This is a genomic window from Cupriavidus sp. C3SS-1, from assembly GCF_057073755.1.
In genome coordinates, this window is the sequence record NZ_CP172699.1 from 2,121,352 (window position 1) to 2,138,468 (window position 17,117).

Annotated in this window: 20 protein-coding genes; 7 read left to right on the plus strand and 13 right to left on the minus strand. The window is 66.9% G+C overall.

Annotation, left to right across the window (positions count from 1 at the left end; genetic code table 11):
- Nucleotides 1-32 precede the first annotated feature (32 nt).
- From ACIGJC_RS09795 to ACIGJC_RS09820, 6 genes are all read right to left on the minus strand, one after another.
- Nucleotides 33-1,748: an ABC transporter substrate-binding protein gene (locus ACIGJC_RS09795; RefSeq protein WP_483711510.1), complete on the minus strand. Its 1,716-nt coding sequence runs from the start codon at nt 1,746-1,748 to the stop codon at nt 33-35.
- A 123-nt stretch (nt 1,749-1,871) separates the two neighbouring features.
- Entirely contained in the window at nt 1,872-2,180 is a 309-nt protein-coding gene (locus tag ACIGJC_RS09800; RefSeq protein ID WP_483708590.1) for a DUF2160 domain-containing protein, read from the minus strand.
- Nucleotides 2,181-2,204: 24 nt separating this feature from the next.
- Nucleotides 2,205-3,026: a carbohydrate ABC transporter permease gene (locus tag ACIGJC_RS09805; protein ID WP_483708591.1), complete on the minus strand. Its 822-nt coding sequence runs from the start codon at nt 3,024-3,026 to the stop codon at nt 2,205-2,207.
- Complete coding sequence (locus ACIGJC_RS09810; RefSeq protein ID WP_483708592.1) at nt 3,019-3,903, minus strand: carbohydrate ABC transporter permease; 885 nt, start codon at nt 3,901-3,903, stop codon at nt 3,019-3,021. The genes ACIGJC_RS09805 and ACIGJC_RS09810 overlap by 8 nt, the downstream gene beginning before the upstream one ends.
- Complete coding sequence (locus ACIGJC_RS09815; RefSeq protein ID WP_483708593.1) at nt 3,900-5,018, minus strand: ABC transporter ATP-binding protein; 1,119 nt, start codon at nt 5,016-5,018, stop codon at nt 3,900-3,902. Before ACIGJC_RS09815 ends, ACIGJC_RS09810 begins: the two co-directional genes overlap by 4 nt.
- 1 nt (nt 5,019) lies before the next feature.
- Nucleotides 5,020-6,141, minus strand: coding sequence for an ABC transporter ATP-binding protein (locus ACIGJC_RS09820; protein ID WP_483708594.1), 1,122 nt, complete (start codon nt 6,139-6,141; stop codon nt 5,020-5,022).
- Nucleotides 6,142-6,299: 158 nt separating this feature from the next.
- Between ACIGJC_RS09820 and ACIGJC_RS09825 the strand changes: the two genes are divergently transcribed.
- Complete coding sequence (locus tag ACIGJC_RS09825; protein WP_483708595.1) at nt 6,300-7,070, plus strand: DeoR/GlpR family DNA-binding transcription regulator; 771 nt, start codon at nt 6,300-6,302, stop codon at nt 7,068-7,070.
- A 76-nt stretch (nt 7,071-7,146) separates the two neighbouring features.
- Here ACIGJC_RS09825 and purU read toward each other — a convergent pair whose 3' ends face one another.
- Both purU and ACIGJC_RS09835 read right to left on the minus strand, forming a co-directional pair.
- Complete coding sequence (purU, locus tag ACIGJC_RS09830; RefSeq protein WP_483708596.1) at nt 7,147-8,013, minus strand: formyltetrahydrofolate deformylase; 867 nt, start codon at nt 8,011-8,013, stop codon at nt 7,147-7,149.
- A gap of 69 nt (nt 8,014-8,082) precedes the next feature.
- Nucleotides 8,083-8,925: an NUDIX hydrolase gene (locus ACIGJC_RS09835; protein WP_483708597.1), complete on the minus strand. Its 843-nt coding sequence runs from the start codon at nt 8,923-8,925 to the stop codon at nt 8,083-8,085.
- A gap of 38 nt (nt 8,926-8,963) precedes the next feature.
- Between ACIGJC_RS09835 and glpK the strand changes: the two genes are divergently transcribed.
- From glpK to ACIGJC_RS09855, 4 genes are all read left to right on the plus strand, one after another.
- The gene (gene glpK, locus ACIGJC_RS09840; RefSeq protein ID WP_483708598.1) at nt 8,964-10,511 is read left to right on the plus strand and encodes a glycerol kinase GlpK; all 1,548 of its coding nucleotides are present in this window, start codon (nt 8,964-8,966) and stop codon (nt 10,509-10,511) included.
- 38 nt (nt 10,512-10,549) lie between these two features.
- Nucleotides 10,550-12,154: a glycerol-3-phosphate dehydrogenase/oxidase gene (locus ACIGJC_RS09845; protein ID WP_483708599.1), complete on the plus strand. Its 1,605-nt coding sequence runs from the start codon at nt 10,550-10,552 to the stop codon at nt 12,152-12,154.
- Nucleotides 12,155-12,199: 45 nt separating this feature from the next.
- Nucleotides 12,200-12,571, plus strand: coding sequence for an MliC family protein (locus ACIGJC_RS09850; protein WP_483708600.1), 372 nt, complete (start codon nt 12,200-12,202; stop codon nt 12,569-12,571).
- Between the two features lie 77 nt (nt 12,572-12,648).
- Nucleotides 12,649-13,041: a hypothetical protein gene (locus ACIGJC_RS09855; protein ID WP_483708601.1), complete on the plus strand. Its 393-nt coding sequence runs from the start codon at nt 12,649-12,651 to the stop codon at nt 13,039-13,041.
- A gap of 41 nt (nt 13,042-13,082) precedes the next feature.
- On the opposite strand, the gene ACIGJC_RS09860 is transcribed toward ACIGJC_RS09855, so the two are convergent.
- The 4 genes from ACIGJC_RS09860 to ACIGJC_RS09875 form a co-directional block, all read right to left on the minus strand.
- Nucleotides 13,083-13,310 (minus strand): hypothetical protein, encoded by a 228-nt coding sequence (locus ACIGJC_RS09860; RefSeq protein WP_483708602.1) that lies wholly within the window; start codon nt 13,308-13,310, stop codon nt 13,083-13,085.
- Between the two features lie 138 nt (nt 13,311-13,448).
- Nucleotides 13,449-13,850 (minus strand): YXWGXW repeat-containing protein, encoded by a 402-nt coding sequence (locus ACIGJC_RS09865; RefSeq protein WP_483708603.1) that lies wholly within the window; start codon nt 13,848-13,850, stop codon nt 13,449-13,451.
- Nucleotides 13,851-13,970: 120 nt separating this feature from the next.
- Nucleotides 13,971-14,174, minus strand: coding sequence for a hypothetical protein (locus tag ACIGJC_RS09870; protein WP_483708604.1), 204 nt, complete (start codon nt 14,172-14,174; stop codon nt 13,971-13,973).
- A gap of 81 nt (nt 14,175-14,255) precedes the next feature.
- Nucleotides 14,256-14,717 (minus strand): CopD family protein, encoded by a 462-nt coding sequence (locus ACIGJC_RS09875; protein ID WP_483711511.1) that lies wholly within the window; start codon nt 14,715-14,717, stop codon nt 14,256-14,258.
- Nucleotides 14,718-15,021: 304 nt separating this feature from the next.
- Between ACIGJC_RS09875 and yfiR the strand changes: the two genes are divergently transcribed.
- Nucleotides 15,022-15,537: a regulatory sequestration protein YfiR gene (gene yfiR / locus ACIGJC_RS09880; protein WP_483708605.1), complete on the plus strand. Its 516-nt coding sequence runs from the start codon at nt 15,022-15,024 to the stop codon at nt 15,535-15,537.
- Nucleotides 15,534-16,808, plus strand: coding sequence for a diguanylate cyclase DgcN/YfiN (dgcN, locus tag ACIGJC_RS09885; protein ID WP_483708606.1), 1,275 nt, complete (start codon nt 15,534-15,536; stop codon nt 16,806-16,808). The genes yfiR and dgcN overlap by 4 nt, the downstream gene beginning before the upstream one ends.
- 13 nt (nt 16,809-16,821) lie before the next feature.
- Here dgcN and ACIGJC_RS09890 read toward each other — a convergent pair whose 3' ends face one another.
- Nucleotides 16,822-17,097 (minus strand): hypothetical protein, encoded by a 276-nt coding sequence (locus ACIGJC_RS09890; protein WP_483708607.1) that lies wholly within the window; start codon nt 17,095-17,097, stop codon nt 16,822-16,824.
- Nucleotides 17,098-17,117: the final 20 nt, after the last annotated feature.

Genomic DNA, 17,117 nt, shown 5'->3' on the forward strand with positions numbered 1-17,117 from the left:
TGCCAGGTGCCGGCAGGCCCCGCCACAAGCCATCAGCGCACGCGCCCTTCCTTCCACGCTTGCAGCAGCTTGTCGTAGGCGATGGTCTCGCCCTTCGGCTTCTCGTTGTCGAGCTTCTTCCACGGCGCGTGCTCGCCGGAGAGCCACTTCGACGGCTCGCTCTTGGTGTTGAGCTTGGGCGCGCAATGGCTCATGCCCGCGCGCTGCAGCCGGCCCATGACCTGGTCCATCTCTTCGGCCAGGTTGTCCATGGCGGCTTGCGGCGTCTTCTCGCCGGTCACCGCCGTGGCCACGTTCTTCCACCAGAGCTGCGCGAGCTTCGGATAGTCAGGCACGTTGGTCCCGGTCGGCGTCCACGCTACGCGCGCCGGGCTGCGGTAGAACTCGACCAGCCCGCCGTACCTGGCCGCGTTCTGGGTCAGGTACTCGTGATGGATGTCACTGTCGCGGATGAACGTCAGGCCGACCAGCGACTTCTTCAGCGACACCGTCTTGGCCGTCACGAATTGCGCATAGAGCCATGCCGCGGCCAGCCGGTTGGGATCGGTGTTCTTGAAGAAGGTCCACGAACCCACGTCCTGGTAGCCGTTCTGCATGCCCTGCTTCCAGTACGGACCATACGGCGACGGCGCCATGCGCCATTTCGGCGAGCCGTCGGCATTCACCACGGGCAGGCCTTTCTTGGTCATGTCGGCGGTAAAGGCCGTGTACCAGAACACCTGCTGCGCGACCTGGCCCTGCGCGGGAACGGGCCCGGCTTCCGAGAACGTCATGCCCATGGCCTGTGGCGGGGCGAACTTTTTCATCCAGTCGATGTACTTGGTCAGCGCATAGACCGCCGCCGGGCTGTTGGTCGCGCCACCGCGCGACACCGACGCGCCCACCGGCGTGCACTTATCCTCGGCCACGCGGATGCCCCACTCGTCGACCGGCATGCCGTTCGGCAGGCCCTTGTCGGCCGTGCCCGCCATGGACAGCCACGCGTCGGTAAAGCGCCAGCCGAGCGAGGGGTCCTTCTTGCCGTAGTCCATGTGCCCGTACACCTTCTTGCCGTCCAGTTCCTTCACGTCGTTGGTGAAGAAATTGGCAATGTCCTCGTACGCGGACCAGTTGGTCGGCACGCCCAGGTCATAGCCGTACTTGGCCTTGAACTTGTCCTGCAGGTCCTTGCGCGCGAACCAGTCAGCGCGGAACCAGTACAGGTTGGCGAATTGCTGGTCGGGCAACTGGTACAGCTTGCCGTCCGGCGCGGTGGTGAACTTGGTGCCGATGAAGTCCTTCACATCCAGGCCGGGATTGGTCCATTCCTTGCCGGCGCCGGCCATATAGTCCGACAGCGGCAGGATTGCACCGTAGCGGTAGTGGGTGCCGATCAGGTCGGAATCGGAAATCCACCCGTCATAGATCGACTTGCCCGACTGCATCGAGGTCTGCAGCTTCTCCACCACATCGCCTTCCTGGATGATGTCGTGGTTCACCTTGATGCCGGTGATCTCCTCGAAGGCCTTGGCCAGCGTCTTGGACTCGTACTCGTGCGTGGTGATGGTCTCCGACACCACGTTGATCTGCGTGACCCCCTTGGCCTTGAGCTTGGCGGCCGCATCGATGAACCATTTCATCTCGGCCTGCTGCTTGTCCTTGGACAGCGACGACGGCTGGAACTCGTTGTCGATCCACTTCTTCGCCTCGGCCTCGCCAGCCCAGGCATGGCCGCATGCCAGCGCGGCCGCGCAGGCGAGGACCGTCATTCCTGACTTCACGTGCACGTTCATCGGTGTCTCCTCGATAGTCCCCTCCCCGTTTGCTGTCCGCGCGCGGCCCCGGGGAAGGGTCAAGCCGCATGTCCCGCGAATCGTGATGCGGGCCGGCCCTCAGCCCTTGCGCATGACCAGCAGCAGCACCAGCATCGAAAGGCCGAAGCTGATCCAGATGGAGGGTTCCTCGGCCAGCGAAAACCACAGCATCATGCTTTCGCCAAGTCCCACCCACGCCAGGTTGATCCATGCGGCGCACATGAGGCCGATAAACAGGCGGTCGCCGCGCGTGGTGGCAATCGGCAGGAAGCCCTTGCGCAGCACCGCTGGCGAGCGGACCTCCCATGCCGTCATGGCCACCAGCATGACGACGATGCAGGCAAAGAACACGGCCACCGGCGTGGTCCAGACCATCCAGTTCAGCATGGCGATCTCCTCATGGATCGGTGGCTAGACGCGGCCCATCGCGAAACCCTTCGCGATGTAGTGGCGCACGAACCAGATCACGATGCCGCCCGGCACGATGGTCAGCACGCCGGCCGCGGCCAGCACGCCCCAGTCCATGCCCGACGCCGATACCGTGCGCGTCATGGTGGCCACGATCGGCTTGGCGTTGACCGAGGTCAGCGTGCGCGCCAGCAGCAGTTCCACCCAGCTGAACATGAAGCAGAAGAACGCGGCCACGCCCACGCCGGCCTTGATCAGCGGCAGGAAAATGGTCAGGAAAAAGCGCGGGAATGAATAGCCGTCCACGTAGGCGGTCTCGTCGATCTCGCGCGGCACGCCGGACATGAAGCCCTCCAGGATCCACACCGCCAGCGGCACGTTGAAGACCAGGTGCGCGAGCGCCACGCCCAGGTGCGTGTCCATCAGCCCGATGGTGCTGTAGAGCTGGAAGAACGGCAGCAGGAACACCGCCGGCGGCGTCATGCGGTTGGTCAGCAGCCAGAAAAAGACATGCTTGTCGCCGATGAACTGGTAGCGCGAAAAAGCGTACGCCGCGGGCAGCGCGACCGCGATTGCGATCACGGTGTTCATGGCGACGTAGACCAGCGAATTGATATAGCCCGAGTACCACGAGGCATCGGTGAAGATGGTCCGGTAGTGCTCCAGCGTGAATTGCGCGGGCCACAGCGACAGCGTGGAGAGGATCTCCTCGTTGGTCTTGAACGACATGTTAACCATCCAGTAGATCGGCAGGATGGCGAACAGCAGGTAGAGCAGCAGGAACGTGGTGCGCCACGCGGTGGCGCGGTGGCGGGTATCAGCCATGGGGCATGTCCTCGCTGCCGGCGGTGCCCGCGCGCTGCATCCAGTTATAGAGGATGAAGCACATGAGCAGGATGATCAGGAAATAGACGATCGAGAAGGCCGCGGCCGGGCCCAGGTCGAACTGGCCGACCGCCTTCTGCGTCAGGTACTGCGACAGGAACGTGGTGGCGTTGCCCGGGCCGCCGCCGGTCAGCACGAACGGCTCGGTGTAGATCATGAAGCTGTCCATGAAGCGCAGCAGCACCGCGATCATCAGCACGCCGCGCAGCTTCGGCAACTGGATGTAGCGGAACACCGCGAAGCGGCTCGCGCCGTCGATCTGCGCGGCCTGGTAGTAAGCGTCCGGGATGGCGCGCAACCCCGCGTAGCAGAGCAGCGCCACCAACGGCGTCCAGTGCCAGACATCCATGACCAGCACCGTCATCCACGCATCAAAGGCACTGCCGGTGTAGTTGTAGTCAAACCCCATGCCGTCGAGCGCGGCGCCGAGCAGGCCGATATCGGTGCGCCCGAAGATCTGCCAGATCGTGCCCACCACATTCCACGGGATCAGCAGCGACAGCGCGATGATGACCAGCACGGCCGATGCTTTCCATCCCTTCGCGGGCATCGACAGCGCGAGCAGGATGCCCAGCGGGATCTCCACCGCCAGCACCGCCAGCGAGAAGCCAAGCTGGCGCAGCAGCGCGTCATGCAACTCGCCATCGCGCAGCACGGTGCGGAACCACTCCGTGCCGACGAACACGCGCCGCTCGGGCGAGATGATGTCCTGCACCGAGTAGTTGACGATCGTCATCAGCGGCAGGATGGCCGAGAACGCCACGCACAGCACCACCGGCAACACCAGCAGCCACGCTTTCTGGTTGATCGGCTTCATGGCTGGCTCCATGGCACCAGCACTTCATTCACGTAGTAGCAGGTATGGCGGTTGAACACGGACAGCCACGCCGTATCGCCAGGCCGTAGCGCCGCGGCTTCCGGCCCGAGGCGCGCGCGCAGCGTGCCAACCTGCCCGCCGGCCTCCTGCACGGAGCCGGTCACCAGCCAGTAGGTGCCGATGTCCTGCGCGCGTTCCACGCGCACCGGCACCGCCTGCGTATCGGTGTTGCCGGCCAGTCGCAGGTACTCGGGCCGCACGCCGACGCGGAAACTGCCGGCGTCCTGCAACGCGCCGGCCACCGCCTCGGGCAACGCCGGCATATAGCGGCGCCCCCCCATGTCAACAGCACCGTCGCGCCAGTTCGCCGGCAGGAAGTTCATGCCGGGCGAACCGATGAAGTGCCCGACAAAGGTATGCGCGGGCCGCTCGAACAGCGCGTCGGCGGGCCCGACCTGCACGGCCTTGCCGCGCGACATCACCACCACCTGGTCGGCAAAGGTCAGCGCCTCGGTCTGGTCATGGGTCACGTAGATCAGCGTCAGCCGGAACTCGTGATGGATCTCCTTGAGCTTGCGCCGCAACTGCCATTTGAGCTGCGGATCGATCACCGTCAGCGGCTCGTCGAACAGGATCGCCGACACGTCCTGCCGCACCAGTCCGCGGCCCAGCGAGATCTTCTGCTTGGCGTCGGCCGCCAGCCCGCTCGCGCGCCGGTCCAGCGCGCCCGACAGGTCCAGCATCTCCGCCACGCGCCCTACCCGTTCGCGCACCTGTGCCGGCGGCACGCCGCGGTTGCGCAATGGGAAGGCCAGGTTCTCGCCGACGGTCATGGTGTCGTAGATCACCGGGAACTGGAACACCTGCGCGATATTGCGCGCCTGTGGCGAGTCGGCGGTCACGTCGCGGCCGTCGAACAGGATGCGGCCCTGCGACGGGCGCAGCAGACCGGATATGCAGTTCAGCAAGGTCGTCTTGCCGCAGCCGGACGGCCCCAGCAGCGCATAGGCCCCGCCGTCCTCGAAGCTGAACCGCAGCGGCAGCAGCGCGTAGTCCTCGTCCGCTTGCGGGTTGGCGACGTAGGCATGGGCCAGGTCCAGGTCGATACGCGCCATGTCAGCCCCTTGCTGCCGCGCGGCGTGGCAGGACATCGGCCGCCAGGCCCGCAGGCCGCCTGGGCGCACAGAGGCGCTGGCCTTCCTCATCGAACACGTAGAGCTGCTCCGGGACGAGATGCAGCATCAGCGGCGCGCCCAGCCGCAGGTCGAACACGCCGGCGAACTGCGCGACCAGGTTGCCCACGGGCGTGTCGGCGTGCACGAACGTATCGGAGCCGGACAGCTCCGCCAGCGCCACGCGGCCCGGCACCGGCACCGATCCCGGCAAACCTTCCAGGCGCAGCGCCGCCGCGCGCACGCCGACGGTAACGGGGCCGCCGTAACGGCCGGCTTCGGGCACGGGCACCGAGATGTCGTCCGAGAGCGTGACCCAGCCGCCCTGCAGCGTGCCTTCGACCAGGTTCATGGGCGGGTCGCTGAAGGCGCGCGCCACACGCAGTGAATCGGGGTAGTGGAAGACGTCGGGCGTCGGGCCGTACTGCAGCAGTTCGCCGGCATCCAGCACTGCGGTGTAACCGCCGAGCAGCAGTGCCTCGGCCGGCTCGGTGGTGGCGTAGACCACGGTGGCATCGCCCTGTGCGAACAGGTGGGTCAGCTCTTCGCGCAGTTCCTCGCGCAGCTTGTAGTCCAGGTTGACGAGCGGCTCGTCCAGCAGCATCAGCGGCGCGCCCTTGGCCAGCGCGCGCGCCAGCGCCACGCGCTGCTGCTGGCCACCCGACAGTTCGGAAGGGTAGCGGTCCAGCAGATGGTCGATATGGAGCCGGGCAGCCAGCGACCGCACGCGCGCGGCGATGTCATGGCGATCCGCCTGCCGCCGCAGCCGCAACGGCGACGCGATGTTGTCGAACACCCGCATCGACGGATAGTTGATGAACTGCTGGTACACCATCGAGACGTTGCGCGCGCGCACGGGCACGCCGGTCATGTCGGCGCCATCCACCAGTACGCGGCCCGCGCTGGGCCGGTCCAGGCCGGCCATGACGCGCATCAGCGAGGTCTTGCCGGCCTGCGTAGCGCCGAGCAGCACCGTCACCGCACCCGCGGCGGGCGCCAGCGACATCGGATACAGGCAGGCTTCCGAGCCCGCTTGCTGCGCAATGCCCTCGAGACTCAGCTGCATCCGAGCTCCATGTTTGAAATGCCCTTTGCATCACAAGAATTCGCGCACCCCACGCGCACGGCACTTGGCTTTATGCTCGTTTTAGTAAAATAACGAACATAAAACAATAGTGCAGCGCATCATTTGTTTTCGTTTGTGATTGAACTAGAATTCCGGACATGACCCTCAATCCGCGCCAGACCGCCCTGCTCGATGAAGTCCGCAACCAGGGCTTTGCCTCGATCGAAGCGCTTGCGCGCAAGTTCGGCGTAACGCTGCAAACCGTACGGCGCGACGTCAACCTGCTGGCGGAAAGCGGCATGCTGGCCCGCTTCCACGGTGGGGTGCGGGTCGAGGGATCGACCACCGAGAATATCGGCTACCGACAGCGGCAGGTACTCAACGCCGAAGGCAAGATACGAATCGCGCGCGCGGTGGCCAAGGCGGTGCCCGAAGGCTGCTCGCTGATCCTGAACATCGGCACGACGGTCGAAGAGATTGCCCGCGCGCTGATGCATCACCGCGGCCTGCGCGTGATTACCAACAACCTTAACGTGGCCGGCATCCTGGCCGACAACCCGGACTGCGAAGTCATCGTGGCCGGTGGCGTGCTGCGTTCACGCGACCGCGGCATCGTGGGCGAAGCGACGGTGGAATTCATCCGCCAGTTCAAGGTAGATATCGGGCTGATCGGCATCTCGGGGATCGAGGCCGACGGCACCTTGCGCGACTACGATTTCCGCGAGGTCAAGGTGGCGCGGACCATCATGGAGCACGCGCGCGAAGTGTGGCTGGCGGCGGACGCCAGCAAGTTCCATCGCCAGGCCATGGTGGAACTGGCGCATCTGTCGCAGGTGGACAGGCTGTTCACCGACCAGCCGCTGGCGGTCCCGTTCGGGCAGATCGTCGCGGACAGCGGAGTGAACTGTGTGGTGGCGGACCAGGACTGAAGCAGCCGCCATGGCGGCGCGCGACCGTGTCCGCCCACCGGCCGGCACGATGCGCGCCGGCGGCAAGCTGCCGGAATTACTTGAAGACGACGGTCTTGTGGCCGTTCAACAGGATGCGGTGTTCGGCATGCCACTTGACCGCGCGCGCGAGCGCCACGCATTCCACGTCGCGGCCGACCGACGTCAGCTGCTCCGGGTCCATGCTATGGTCCACGCGCGCGATTTCCTGCTCGATGATCGGGCCTTCGTCGAGGTCGGCCGTCACGTAGTGCGCGGTCGCGCCGATCAGCTTCACGCCGCGGTCATGGGCCTGGTAATACGGCTTGGCGCCCTTGAAGCTCGGCAGGAACGAGTGGTGGATATTGATGGCACGGCCGGCCAGCTTGCGGCACAGGTCGTCGGACAGCACCTGCATGTAGCGCGCCAGCACCACCAGGTCGATATTCTGGTCGCGCACGACTTCGAACACGCGGCCTTCCTGCGCGGCCTTCTGCTCGGCCGATGCGTTCATCAGCGGCAGGTGGAAGAACGGCACGTCGTAGGACGCCGCCAGCTGATAGAAGTCGCGGTGATTCGACACGATGGCCGCGATCTCGACCGGCAAGCCGCCCACCTTGGCGCGGAACAGCAGGTCGTTCAGGCAGTGGCCGATCTTCGACACCATGATCATCACGCGCGGCTTGGCCGCGGCGTCGTGCAGCTCCCACTGCATGCCGAACTGCTCGCCTACCGGCGCGAACGCGGCCTTCAGCGTGTCCAGCCCCGGGCCGCCGGCCGGCGGGGTGAAATGCACGCGCATGAAGAAGCGGCCGGTAAATTCATCGCCGTACTGGTCGGAATCGACGATATTGCAGCCGTTCTGGAACAGCAGGCCCGATACGGCATGGACGATGCCCGGCTGGTCCGGGCACGAAAGAGTAAGAATGAATCCGGTGTTGCTCATCTTGAATTGTTCTGTCGGGTGCGTGCGGCACGGGGCCGCGAGGGCGCAGGCGGGGCCGCGGGCCCGGCGTCAGGCGGAATCGCCCGCGGATGCCAGCCAGCCGCGCCGGCGGAGGGCATCCAGCGTCACCAGTGTCGCATCGACCGTCATGGTGCCGGCCGACATGATAGCAAGCAATGCGGCGGGATCGATGCGGCGGTGTTCGGCCACCTCGCCGTCCTGGTTGCGCGGGATGAAGTCGGCGGGCAGTTCCAGGTCATAGGCATAGACGTGTTCCCACTGCACGCCTTCGGGAATCTCGCGCAGCACTTCGATGTGGCCGTGGGCCTGCACGCCACGGGCCAGCGCTGCCGGGATGCCCGATTCTTCCTCGCATTCGCGCACCAGCGTGGCCAGGGGGTCGCTGCCGTGCGGCATGCCGCCGGCCACCAGGTTGTCCCACATGCCGGGGTCGACCGCCTTGGCCTGGCTGCGGCGCGATATCCAGAAAGTCGGCTCGCCCCGGATTACGCCGTTCATGTGCGAGGCGAACGTGAGCAGGCCAAGGAAGCGCGCCGCCGCGCGCTCGATCACGGCCAGCGCCGGGGCCTCGAGCGCCGGTGTCACGGCGAACAGCTCGTTGCGCCAGCCCCGCACATGGCCGGCATCGGCCAGCTGCCGGGCCAGGGCCTCGAGCGCGGCGCTGCGTACCGTGAAGTTGCCACGGCCCGGCAACAGGTCGACGGCGCAACCGATGGGCGTGTCCTCCTCCGGCCCCAGCACGCAGCCCATGCCGCGCAGGATGTCGGCATGCGCGCGCGGCAACCAGCCGACCTGCTGACCCGACACCATCAGGCGCAGCTTGGTCGTGCGGTCGAACGGGCTGCGCGCGGCAATGGACGCGTCGATGGCGGCAAGGGTGTCGGTAGGCATCGGCAGACGCAAGTTGAGGTATTTCAGGGACGAAAGGCATGAACCAGCAGACCACGCAGGCCGGGCGGCAGTTCGTACTGGCGCTCGACCAGGGCACCAGCAGTTCTCGCGCCATCCTGTTCGACCACACCGGCAGCGTGGTACGGCTGGCCCAGCGCGAGTTCCGCCAATATTACCCACATCCCGGCCACGTCGAGCACGACCCGTATGAAATCTGGCAGTCGCAGCTCGCGGTCGCGCATGAGGTCCTGAACGGCTCGGGTATCTCGGCTTCGCAGTTGCGCGCGGTCGGCATCACCAACCAGCGCGAGACCACGGTGCTCTGGGACCGCAAGACCGGCGAACCCGTGGGCCGCGCGCTGGTCTGGCAAGATCGCCGCACCGCCCAGATGTGCGAGGCGCTGCTGGACGCCGGCCATGAACGGATGATCCGCGAGAAGACCGGGCTGGTCGTCGACGCCTACTTCTCGGGCACCAAGCTGCGCTGGATGCTCGACAACATTCCAGGCGTACGGGAACGCGCGCAGCGCGGCGAGCTGGCCTTCGGCACCGTGGACAGCTGGCTGATCTGGCAGCTCACCGACGGCGCGCGCCACGTGACCGACGTGTCCAACGCATCGCGCACGATGCTGTTCAACATCCATACCTTCCAATGGGACGACGCGCTGCTGGCACTGCTCGACATCCCGCACGGGGTACTTCCCGAAGTGGTGCCGTCCAGCGGCGAAGTGGCCCGCACGGTGCCGCGCCTGTTCGGCCTGGAGGTGCCCATTGCCGGCATCGCGGGCGACCAGCAGGCGGCCACCTTCGGCCAGGCCTGCTTGTCGCCGGGCATGGCCAAGAACACCTATGGCACGGGCTGCTTCCTGCTGATGAACACCGGCGACCAGCCCGTGGTGTCGCGCAACCGGCTGCTGACGACGATCGGATGGCAGATCGGCGACCAGACCCAGTACTGCCTGGAGGGCGGCGTCTTCATGGGCGGCGCCACCATCCAGTGGCTGCGCGACGGCCTGAAGATCATCGAGAGCGCGCCCGAGGTCGAGCCGCTGGCGCGGCAATGCGATGACACCGGCGGCGTGGTGCTGGTGCCGGCCTTTGCCGGCCTGGGCGCGCCGCACTGGGATGCGTTCGCGCGCGGCACTCTGGTCGGCATGACACGCGGCACCGGCCGCGCGCAGATTGCACGCGCCGCGCTGGAATCGATCGCGCTGCAAAGCGTGGACGTGCTCGACGCCATGCAGAAGGATGCCGGACTCTCGCTGGCCGAACTGCGCGTGGACGGCGGCGCCTCGCGCAGCGACCTGCTGATGCAGATGCAGGCCGACCTGCTCGGCACGACCGTGGTGCGTCCGCGCGTCACGGAAACCACGGCACTCGGCGCGGCCTACCTGGCCGGGCTGGCCACCGGATACTGGAGCGATGCCGGGGAAATCGCGACGCAATGGCAGGTGCAGCAACGGTTCGAGCCGAACCTGTCCGGTGATGCGCGCGCGCACCGGCTGGCCCGCTGGCACCGCGCCGTGGAACGCGCCCGCGACTGGGCGCGCGAAGACGACGAAGCGGCGGGCGCCGCGACATCCTGATTGCCACGCCAGCCCCCCAACCACAACACGAACGCGTCATGCAGAAAGTCCCGACCCCGATCCAGCCACCGTCCCGCGCCGCCCTGCTTGCGCGCCTGGAACGGGAGCCGCGCTGGGATGTGATCGTCATCGGCGGCGGCGCAACCGGCCTCGGCACGGCCGTCGACGCGGCGTCGCGCGGGTATCGCACACTGCTGGTGGAAGCCGCCGACTTCGCCAAGGGCACGTCGAGCAAGGCCACCAAGCTCGTGCACGGCGGCGTGCGCTACCTGGCGCAGGGCAATATCAGCCTGGTGCGCGAAGCGCTGCATGAGCGCGGGCTGCTGGCCCGCAACGCGCCGCACCTGGTCTGGCCGCTGGGCTTTGTCGTGCCGGCCTACCAGTTGTTCGACCAGCCGTTCTACGGCATCGGCCTGAAGCTCTATGACATGCTGGCCGGCAGCCTGAACCTGGACGGCAGCCGCTGGCTGAGCCACCGCGAGGTGCTGGACGCCGTGCCGGCGCTGGCCGAGCACGTGGGCGGGCGCCCGCTGCGCGGCGGCAACCTGTACTTCGACGGCCAGTTCGACGACGCCCGCCTGGCCATTGCGCTGATGCGCACGCTGTTCGACGTGGGCGGCACCGCCATCAACTACCTGCCGGTGACCGGCCTGTCGCAGCAAGGCGGCGTCGTCAACGGCGTGACCGTGCGCGATGCGCTCGGCGACGCCACCTTCCGCCTGCGCGCCGACTGCGTGATCAACGCCACGGGCGTCTGGGTTGACGCCATCCGCCAGATGGAAGACGGCCACGCGCGCACCATGGTCGCGCCCAGCCAGGGCGTGCACCTGACGCTGCCGCGTGCCTTCCTGCCCGGCGACCGCGCCGTGCTGATCCCCAAGACCGATGATGGCCGCGTGCTGTTCGTGGTGCCGTGGAACGGGCACACGATCGTCGGCACCACCGACACGCCGCGCAAGGACCTGCCGCTGGAGCCCGATGCCAGCGCCGACGATGTCGACTTCATCCTGGATACCGCCTCGCGCTATCTGGCGAGGGACCCGGGCCGGGCCGATGTCACCAGTGTCTGGGCCGGACTGCGGCCGCTGGTCAAGGCGACCGGAGAGGCCTCGACCGCTTCGCTGTCGCGCGAGCACACCATCGTGGTATCGCGCGCCGGGCTGATCACGGTCACCGGCGGGAAATGGACCACCTACCGCAAGATGGCCGAAGATGTCATCGAGACCGCCATCCAGCGCCAGATGCTGCGTGCCGCGCCTTGCGTGACGGGCGAGCTTGCCCTGCATGGCGCCAGCGGCCTGCCCGCGGACCTGCCGGCGCCCAACTCGGTCTCGCCGGACCGTTACTATGGCAACGAGTTGCCGGCATTGCGGGCCCTGCCCGGTTATGAAAATTCTTTGGCGCCCACTGCAGGGCTCACAGAAGCCCACGTGCGCTTTGCCGCGCGCCATGAACTGGCGCGGCGTGTCGAGGATGTGCTGGCCCGGCGCAACCGGGCGCTCTTCCTGGATGCCCGCGCGGCCGTGGACGCCGCGCCGCGCGTGGCGGCGATCCTGGCGGAAGAGCTGGGCCACGACGACGCCTGGCAGGCCGGCGAAGTGGCGAACTTCCGCAAGCTCGCCGCCGGTTACATGCTCGCCTGAGCCAGCGGCCGCTGACCCAATGCTCCATTTTTGACAGGACCACCGATGACTCACCGCCCGGCACGACTTGCCCTCCCCGCCCTTCTGCTGGCCGCATGCGCCAGCGCGGGCGTCTACGCTGCCGGCGCCCCGGGCATCGACAGCGTGCGCTTTCCCGAGGTCCGCACCGTGCGCTACCAGTGCGACGGTGACAAGCCGCTGACCGTGCGCTACTTCAACAGCACCGACAACCAGGCGGCCATCCTGCGGCTGGAGGGCAAGCCCGTGCTGGCCGTGAGCGTGGTCAGCGGTTCCGGCGCGCGCTATGTGGGCGGACGCTATGAATGGTGGACCAAGGGTGACGAGGGCACATTGCGCGACCTGATGCAGACGGACGCCAATCCGCCCATGCTGGGCGGCTGCCGCGCCATGCGATAGCGCGGTCTGTCATCGCCGCCATTTGAGGCAGCGGCAATCCGGGCGATAATGCGGGCCATTGCAATACGGAGAACACCATGGACGAACTTGAAGAACTGTCCGACCTGCCCATGCCACGCTTCATCTGGGGCTTCGCGATCGCCGCCGGACGCGGCGGAGAGGTCCTGCATGACGAGTTCGAGTACCTGACCCATACGCGCACCCCGCGCTTCACGTGCCGCGTCGTCGAACTCGAAGACATGCCGGCCGACAGTGACGAAGGCGGCATCGACGGACGCATCGTCCACCCCGACGATCCGCGGCGCATGTTCTACATCACCGATGCGGGCATGGCGCTGGTCAACTTCTCGATGTTCGACAAGATGCCGGACCGCCAGAAGTTCAAGAAGATCTGCGACGAGGCAATCGCCAACTGGATGTTGCGCCGCGAATTCCTCGGCGACGAGGAAGACGAGGACGACGAAGAGTAAGGCCCGCGCGCAGCGCGGTCAGGACTGCGGGCCGCGCCGCGCTAGCGACCTTCCCTCACCTCGATGAGATCCGCCGCCACCCGCTGGATTTCCGCATACACCGGGATGGCCTCGAGCGGGCCCGTGCATCCGACGGCCGTTGCCTGGCTGGCATCGGCGCCTGGCGGCAGGAATACAAAGGCCATCCCGGGCCGCCAGCCCGGATGGTTGCGCAAGCTGTCATTGAGGATGTCGAGATACTGGGCACGCGTGAAAACATGCTTTGCCATGGTCCGTTTCTCCGTGTCGGCTGCAGGCGGGCCTGACGGCCCCAGTCGCGTCGAACTACCGTTGCGGGGATCGTAGCATGGCATCCCCACGGCTCTCCTCGTTAAGGCAGTGGCCCAGGCCCCGCATCCGCCATCAGGTCAGCACTCGCCCTTCTTGGCGTGGCCCGGCGGGCAGTGATACCCCTTATCCTTCTTGCCCTTGCCGCGGTAATCATCCCAGCGGCCGGGCACCAGCACCCAGCCGTCGCGCGACTGGATCCAGCGCGGAGACTCGTAGACATAGCCAGCGCGTTCACGTTCCCAGCGCCCCTGCTTCCATGCATGCTTGTGGTGGTGGTCGTCCCAGTCCCAGTAGCCCGGCGCCCAGACATAGCCGGGACGCGGTGCGGGCACGACCTCATAGAGCGGTGCCGGTGGCGGCACGCCAATGGCAATGTTGACCGAGACCTGGGCCTGCGCGGAGGAACCAGCGGCCAGTCCGCCGCAAATGAAGGCCGAAAGCAGGACCGCGGGCGGCAGGACGCGAAAACGATTCGTCATGGAAACCCTTTCTTTTTGTGGATGTGACTCAAGTCTAACGCCCACGGGCGTCCACCCGTTGTAAGAAAGGGTATCCGGGCACCGGCCGGCCGTCGTGGCGCGGCACGACGGCGTGGTGGACTAGTGGTCCGCCGCCATGGCCTTCAGTTCGGCATCGCCCGCGACGCGCGCCGCGTCCGAAGTGGTGAACGTATCGTCGGAAACAATGGTGCGCCGGATCTGCTGGGCATTGAAATCGACCAGTGAAATGATCCAGACATAGCGGCCCGCCTGGGGCGCGGTCTGCACGAAAGCCTTCAGGCCGGAACGGGACTCGCTCGTCATGATCCACCTCCTCGCAATGCGTGTCTGGGAAGACTAGCACAGCAGGCCGACAGTTCCCCCAGCCCGTGGCGCCCCAAGCCATCAGCCGGCAAATCGCCCCAGCGTGGCTACCGCGACATTGATCAGGCCCAGCACCAGGTTGATGCCGACCGCCTGCCGGATCCGGTTGAGCGCGGCGCCGGCAACGGGCCATTCGCCAGCTTCCACGGCACGCCGCAAGACCGGATAGGGGCCGAAGAAGACGAAGACGAAGATCGCCGCCATGACCACGCCAATGCCAGCCATCAGATGCCAGTTCGGCGGTGCCGAGGCCATGCCGACGTTGGCCATCATGGCACCGCCGCTGAGCAGTATCAGCACCAATGCCAGCCATACCCAGCGGAAGAAGCGGTCAAAAACGCCGTGCCAGAGACGCAAGCGCGACGGCGGTTCCAGCACCTGGCCGGCAACCGGGCGCAGGCACAGGTAGGCGAAGAACATGCCGCCCACCCAGACGACGGCGGCCATCACATGCAGGAACAGGAGAATCGGCAGGAAGGTCATCATGGCTGTGCGGGAACGGGCGCTACGCGCCGAAGCCTGCATTCTATGCGCCACGCGCATTTGTGCGCACAGGATGCCGCGAGACTTGATAGCGATTCAGGATTGGCGCGATCGTGCCGATAACTGCCTCTGGCAATCCGGGAACCGCCCCCTCCTCCATCCCGGACCGATCAAGACCAGAAGACGGGAGCCGTCCCAACAACCCGATCAGGCCATACGCACACTCGCCCATCACATGGCTCGCGCCCCAGCCATCCGCTCCAGGCGGAACCCAATCTTCCTTCGTTATTGCCTGCGGCCGCTTATGGTCGCCGTGCTTGCCATCGCCCCCGCCGTGCTGCCCCCGGGCGTCACCGCGCAGCCGGCTCCGCAACGCGTCGACATGGTGGCGCGCGTGGTCTTCAGCCTGCTCGGCTATGCGCGCTGGCCGGCGGAGCGAGAGTCGATCCGCCTGTGCGTGGACAACGCCAGCCGGTATCCGGCGCGCTTGCTTGAAGGCGCTACCCTGAGCAACGGCAGGCAGGTGCGCCCGCGCGAGGTCGACGTCATGGCGGACCCGCTCGCGAGCCAGTGCGACGCGCTCTATCTTGGCGCCATGACTGACGTCCGGCGCCAGCGCCTCGCCGCGGAACTGACGGACCGCCCGGTGCTGGTGATCAGTGAAGAGGACTTCGAGTGCGAGACCGGCAGCATGTTCTGCCTGAGTATCCGCGAGAGCCAGGTGTCGTTCCGCGTGAATCTCGATGCGCTCGGCCGCAGCGGTGTCCATGTCCATCCCGCCGTGCTGCAACTGGGCCGGCGCAGGGGCGCATCGTCATGACGCCCGGATCGCGCCCTGCCGATGGCCGGCAACGCCCTACCCTCTACGGCGCGCTGCGCCGCATCCATCTTGGGGTGGCGCTGCTGGCGGTCTGCACAGCCGGGCTCTCGCTGACGGCACTGGGCCTGACCGCACTGCGGGTCTATGCCGACCACAACCTGCGGCTGGTGGCGCGTTCGATTGCCTATACGCTCGAAGCACCCGTGGTTTTCCACGACAAGGCTGCCACCGGCGAGACCCTGGCCCTGATCGCAGCATCCGAAGACGTATCCCGCGCCACCGTGCTCGATCCGGACCACCGCGTCCTGGCGGACTGGCAGCGTGCGGGCCACGAACGCCGTGACGGCTTGCGCCACGCGATCGGGGAATTGCTCGGCACCGGCGTGATCGAGCAGCGAATCCTGCATGACGCCAAGCCGGTCGGCACGCTGCGCATGACCGGCGATCCGTCCAACCTGCTGCACTTCCTGCTGCAGGGCGCGCTCGGCCTCCTCGCCTGCCTGCTGCTGACGGCGGTAAGCGCGCACTACCTGTCGAGCCGCATGCTGGTGCAAATCATCGAGCCACTGCGCAACCTGATGCGCGTGGCCCACGCCGTACGTTCGGAGCGCGATTTTGCCCAGCGCACGCCGCCTGCCCGCATCGAGGAACTCAATGCGCTGGGCGATGACTTCAACGGCCTGCTCGACGAACTGCAAACGTGGCAAAACCAGATGCAGCACGAGAACCGGTCGCTCGCCCATCGTGCCAGCCATGACTCGCTGACGGGCCTGCTCAACCGTTCCGCGTTCGAAGAACTGCTGGAACTCGCCGTGCGCGCGGCAGCGGCGAGCGCCGGCCATGCGGCCGTGCTCTACCTCGACAGCGATGACTTCAAGGGTATCAACGACCGCTTTGGCCACGCTGCCGGCGACGCCGTACTGGTGGCCCTGGCGCAACGCATCCGCGCCAGCGTGCGCGAAGGCGATGTCGTCGCCCGGCTGGGCGGCGACGAGTTCGCGGTGCTGACCACTTCCTTGCGCGCCCCGGCAGACGCGATCCAGATTGCGGAGCAGATCCTGCAACGGGTTCCCGAGCCCGTCCTGTTGCCCGATGGCAGCCGCATCACGGCTTCGCTCAGCATTGGCATGGCCGTGTTCCCGGTGCATGCGCAGGCCAGCCAGGGGCTGCTGCATGCGGCCGACGCGGCCATGTACGGTGCCAAGCGCCAATCTGGCGGCAACTGGCAGAGTGCCGAGCCACGCCTGGAGGCCTGCCAGGACCAGCGATGACGCCGGCCTGTCCTCAGTCGCCGAACGGGTTGGGCGCTCGATTCTCCACGGCGTCCGACAAGTCGAACTCGTCGCGCACCTTGTCGACCGCGGCGCGGATGCCGGCCTCATAGCCGGTGCCCCTGCCGAACCCCTTCATATCCCAGTTCCGTCCGCGCGCATCGCGCGGGTGAGGCTCGGGCATCGGTACGCGGATCTTCGCACCGTCCTCTCGGATTTCATCGATCTGCTGGACTCGCCGGCTCACCTCGTCCTGCAAGGCGCGCCGGCCGCGCTCGCGCTTGGCCATCGCTGTCTCCCGGAAGCGGT

Excerpts from the sequence above, each read along its gene's own strand:
- ACIGJC_RS09795 (WP_483711510.1), bottom strand. The coding sequence starts at position 1,748 with ATGACGGTCCTCGCCTGCGCGGCCGCGCTGGCATGCGGCCATGCCTGG.
- ACIGJC_RS09800 (WP_483708590.1), bottom strand. The coding sequence starts at position 2,180 with ATGCTGAACTGGATGGTCTGGACCACGCCGGTGGCCGTGTTCTTTGCC.
- ACIGJC_RS09805 (WP_483708591.1), bottom strand. The coding sequence starts at position 3,026 with ATGGCTGATACCCGCCACCGCGCCACCGCGTGGCGCACCACGTTCCTG.
- ACIGJC_RS09810 (WP_483708592.1), bottom strand. The coding sequence starts at position 3,903 with ATGAAGCCGATCAACCAGAAAGCGTGGCTGCTGGTGTTGCCGGTGGTG.
- ACIGJC_RS09815 (WP_483708593.1), bottom strand. The coding sequence starts at position 5,018 with ATGGCGCGTATCGACCTGGACCTGGCCCATGCCTACGTCGCCAACCCG.
- ACIGJC_RS09820 (WP_483708594.1), bottom strand. The coding sequence starts at position 6,141 with ATGCAGCTGAGTCTCGAGGGCATTGCGCAGCAAGCGGGCTCGGAAGCC.
- ACIGJC_RS09825 (WP_483708595.1), top strand. The coding sequence starts at position 6,300 with ATGACCCTCAATCCGCGCCAGACCGCCCTGCTCGATGAAGTCCGCAAC.
- purU (WP_483708596.1), bottom strand. The coding sequence starts at position 8,013 with ATGAGCAACACCGGATTCATTCTTACTCTTTCGTGCCCGGACCAGCCG.
- ACIGJC_RS09835 (WP_483708597.1), bottom strand. The coding sequence starts at position 8,925 with ATGCCTACCGACACCCTTGCCGCCATCGACGCGTCCATTGCCGCGCGC.
- glpK (WP_483708598.1), top strand. The coding sequence starts at position 8,964 with ATGAACCAGCAGACCACGCAGGCCGGGCGGCAGTTCGTACTGGCGCTC.
- ACIGJC_RS09845 (WP_483708599.1), top strand. The coding sequence starts at position 10,550 with ATGCAGAAAGTCCCGACCCCGATCCAGCCACCGTCCCGCGCCGCCCTG.
- ACIGJC_RS09850 (WP_483708600.1), top strand. The coding sequence starts at position 12,200 with ATGACTCACCGCCCGGCACGACTTGCCCTCCCCGCCCTTCTGCTGGCC.
- ACIGJC_RS09855 (WP_483708601.1), top strand. The coding sequence starts at position 12,649 with ATGGACGAACTTGAAGAACTGTCCGACCTGCCCATGCCACGCTTCATC.
- ACIGJC_RS09860 (WP_483708602.1), bottom strand. The coding sequence starts at position 13,310 with ATGGCAAAGCATGTTTTCACGCGTGCCCAGTATCTCGACATCCTCAAT.
- ACIGJC_RS09865 (WP_483708603.1), bottom strand. The coding sequence starts at position 13,850 with ATGACGAATCGTTTTCGCGTCCTGCCGCCCGCGGTCCTGCTTTCGGCC.
- ACIGJC_RS09870 (WP_483708604.1), bottom strand. The coding sequence starts at position 14,174 with ATGACGAGCGAGTCCCGTTCCGGCCTGAAGGCTTTCGTGCAGACCGCG.
- ACIGJC_RS09875 (WP_483711511.1), bottom strand. The coding sequence starts at position 14,717 with ATGACCTTCCTGCCGATTCTCCTGTTCCTGCATGTGATGGCCGCCGTC.
- yfiR (WP_483708605.1), top strand. The coding sequence starts at position 15,022 with ATGGTCGCCGTGCTTGCCATCGCCCCCGCCGTGCTGCCCCCGGGCGTC.
- dgcN (WP_483708606.1), top strand. The coding sequence starts at position 15,534 with ATGACGCCCGGATCGCGCCCTGCCGATGGCCGGCAACGCCCTACCCTC.
- ACIGJC_RS09890 (WP_483708607.1), bottom strand. The coding sequence starts at position 17,097 with ATGGCCAAGCGCGAGCGCGGCCGGCGCGCCTTGCAGGACGAGGTGAGC.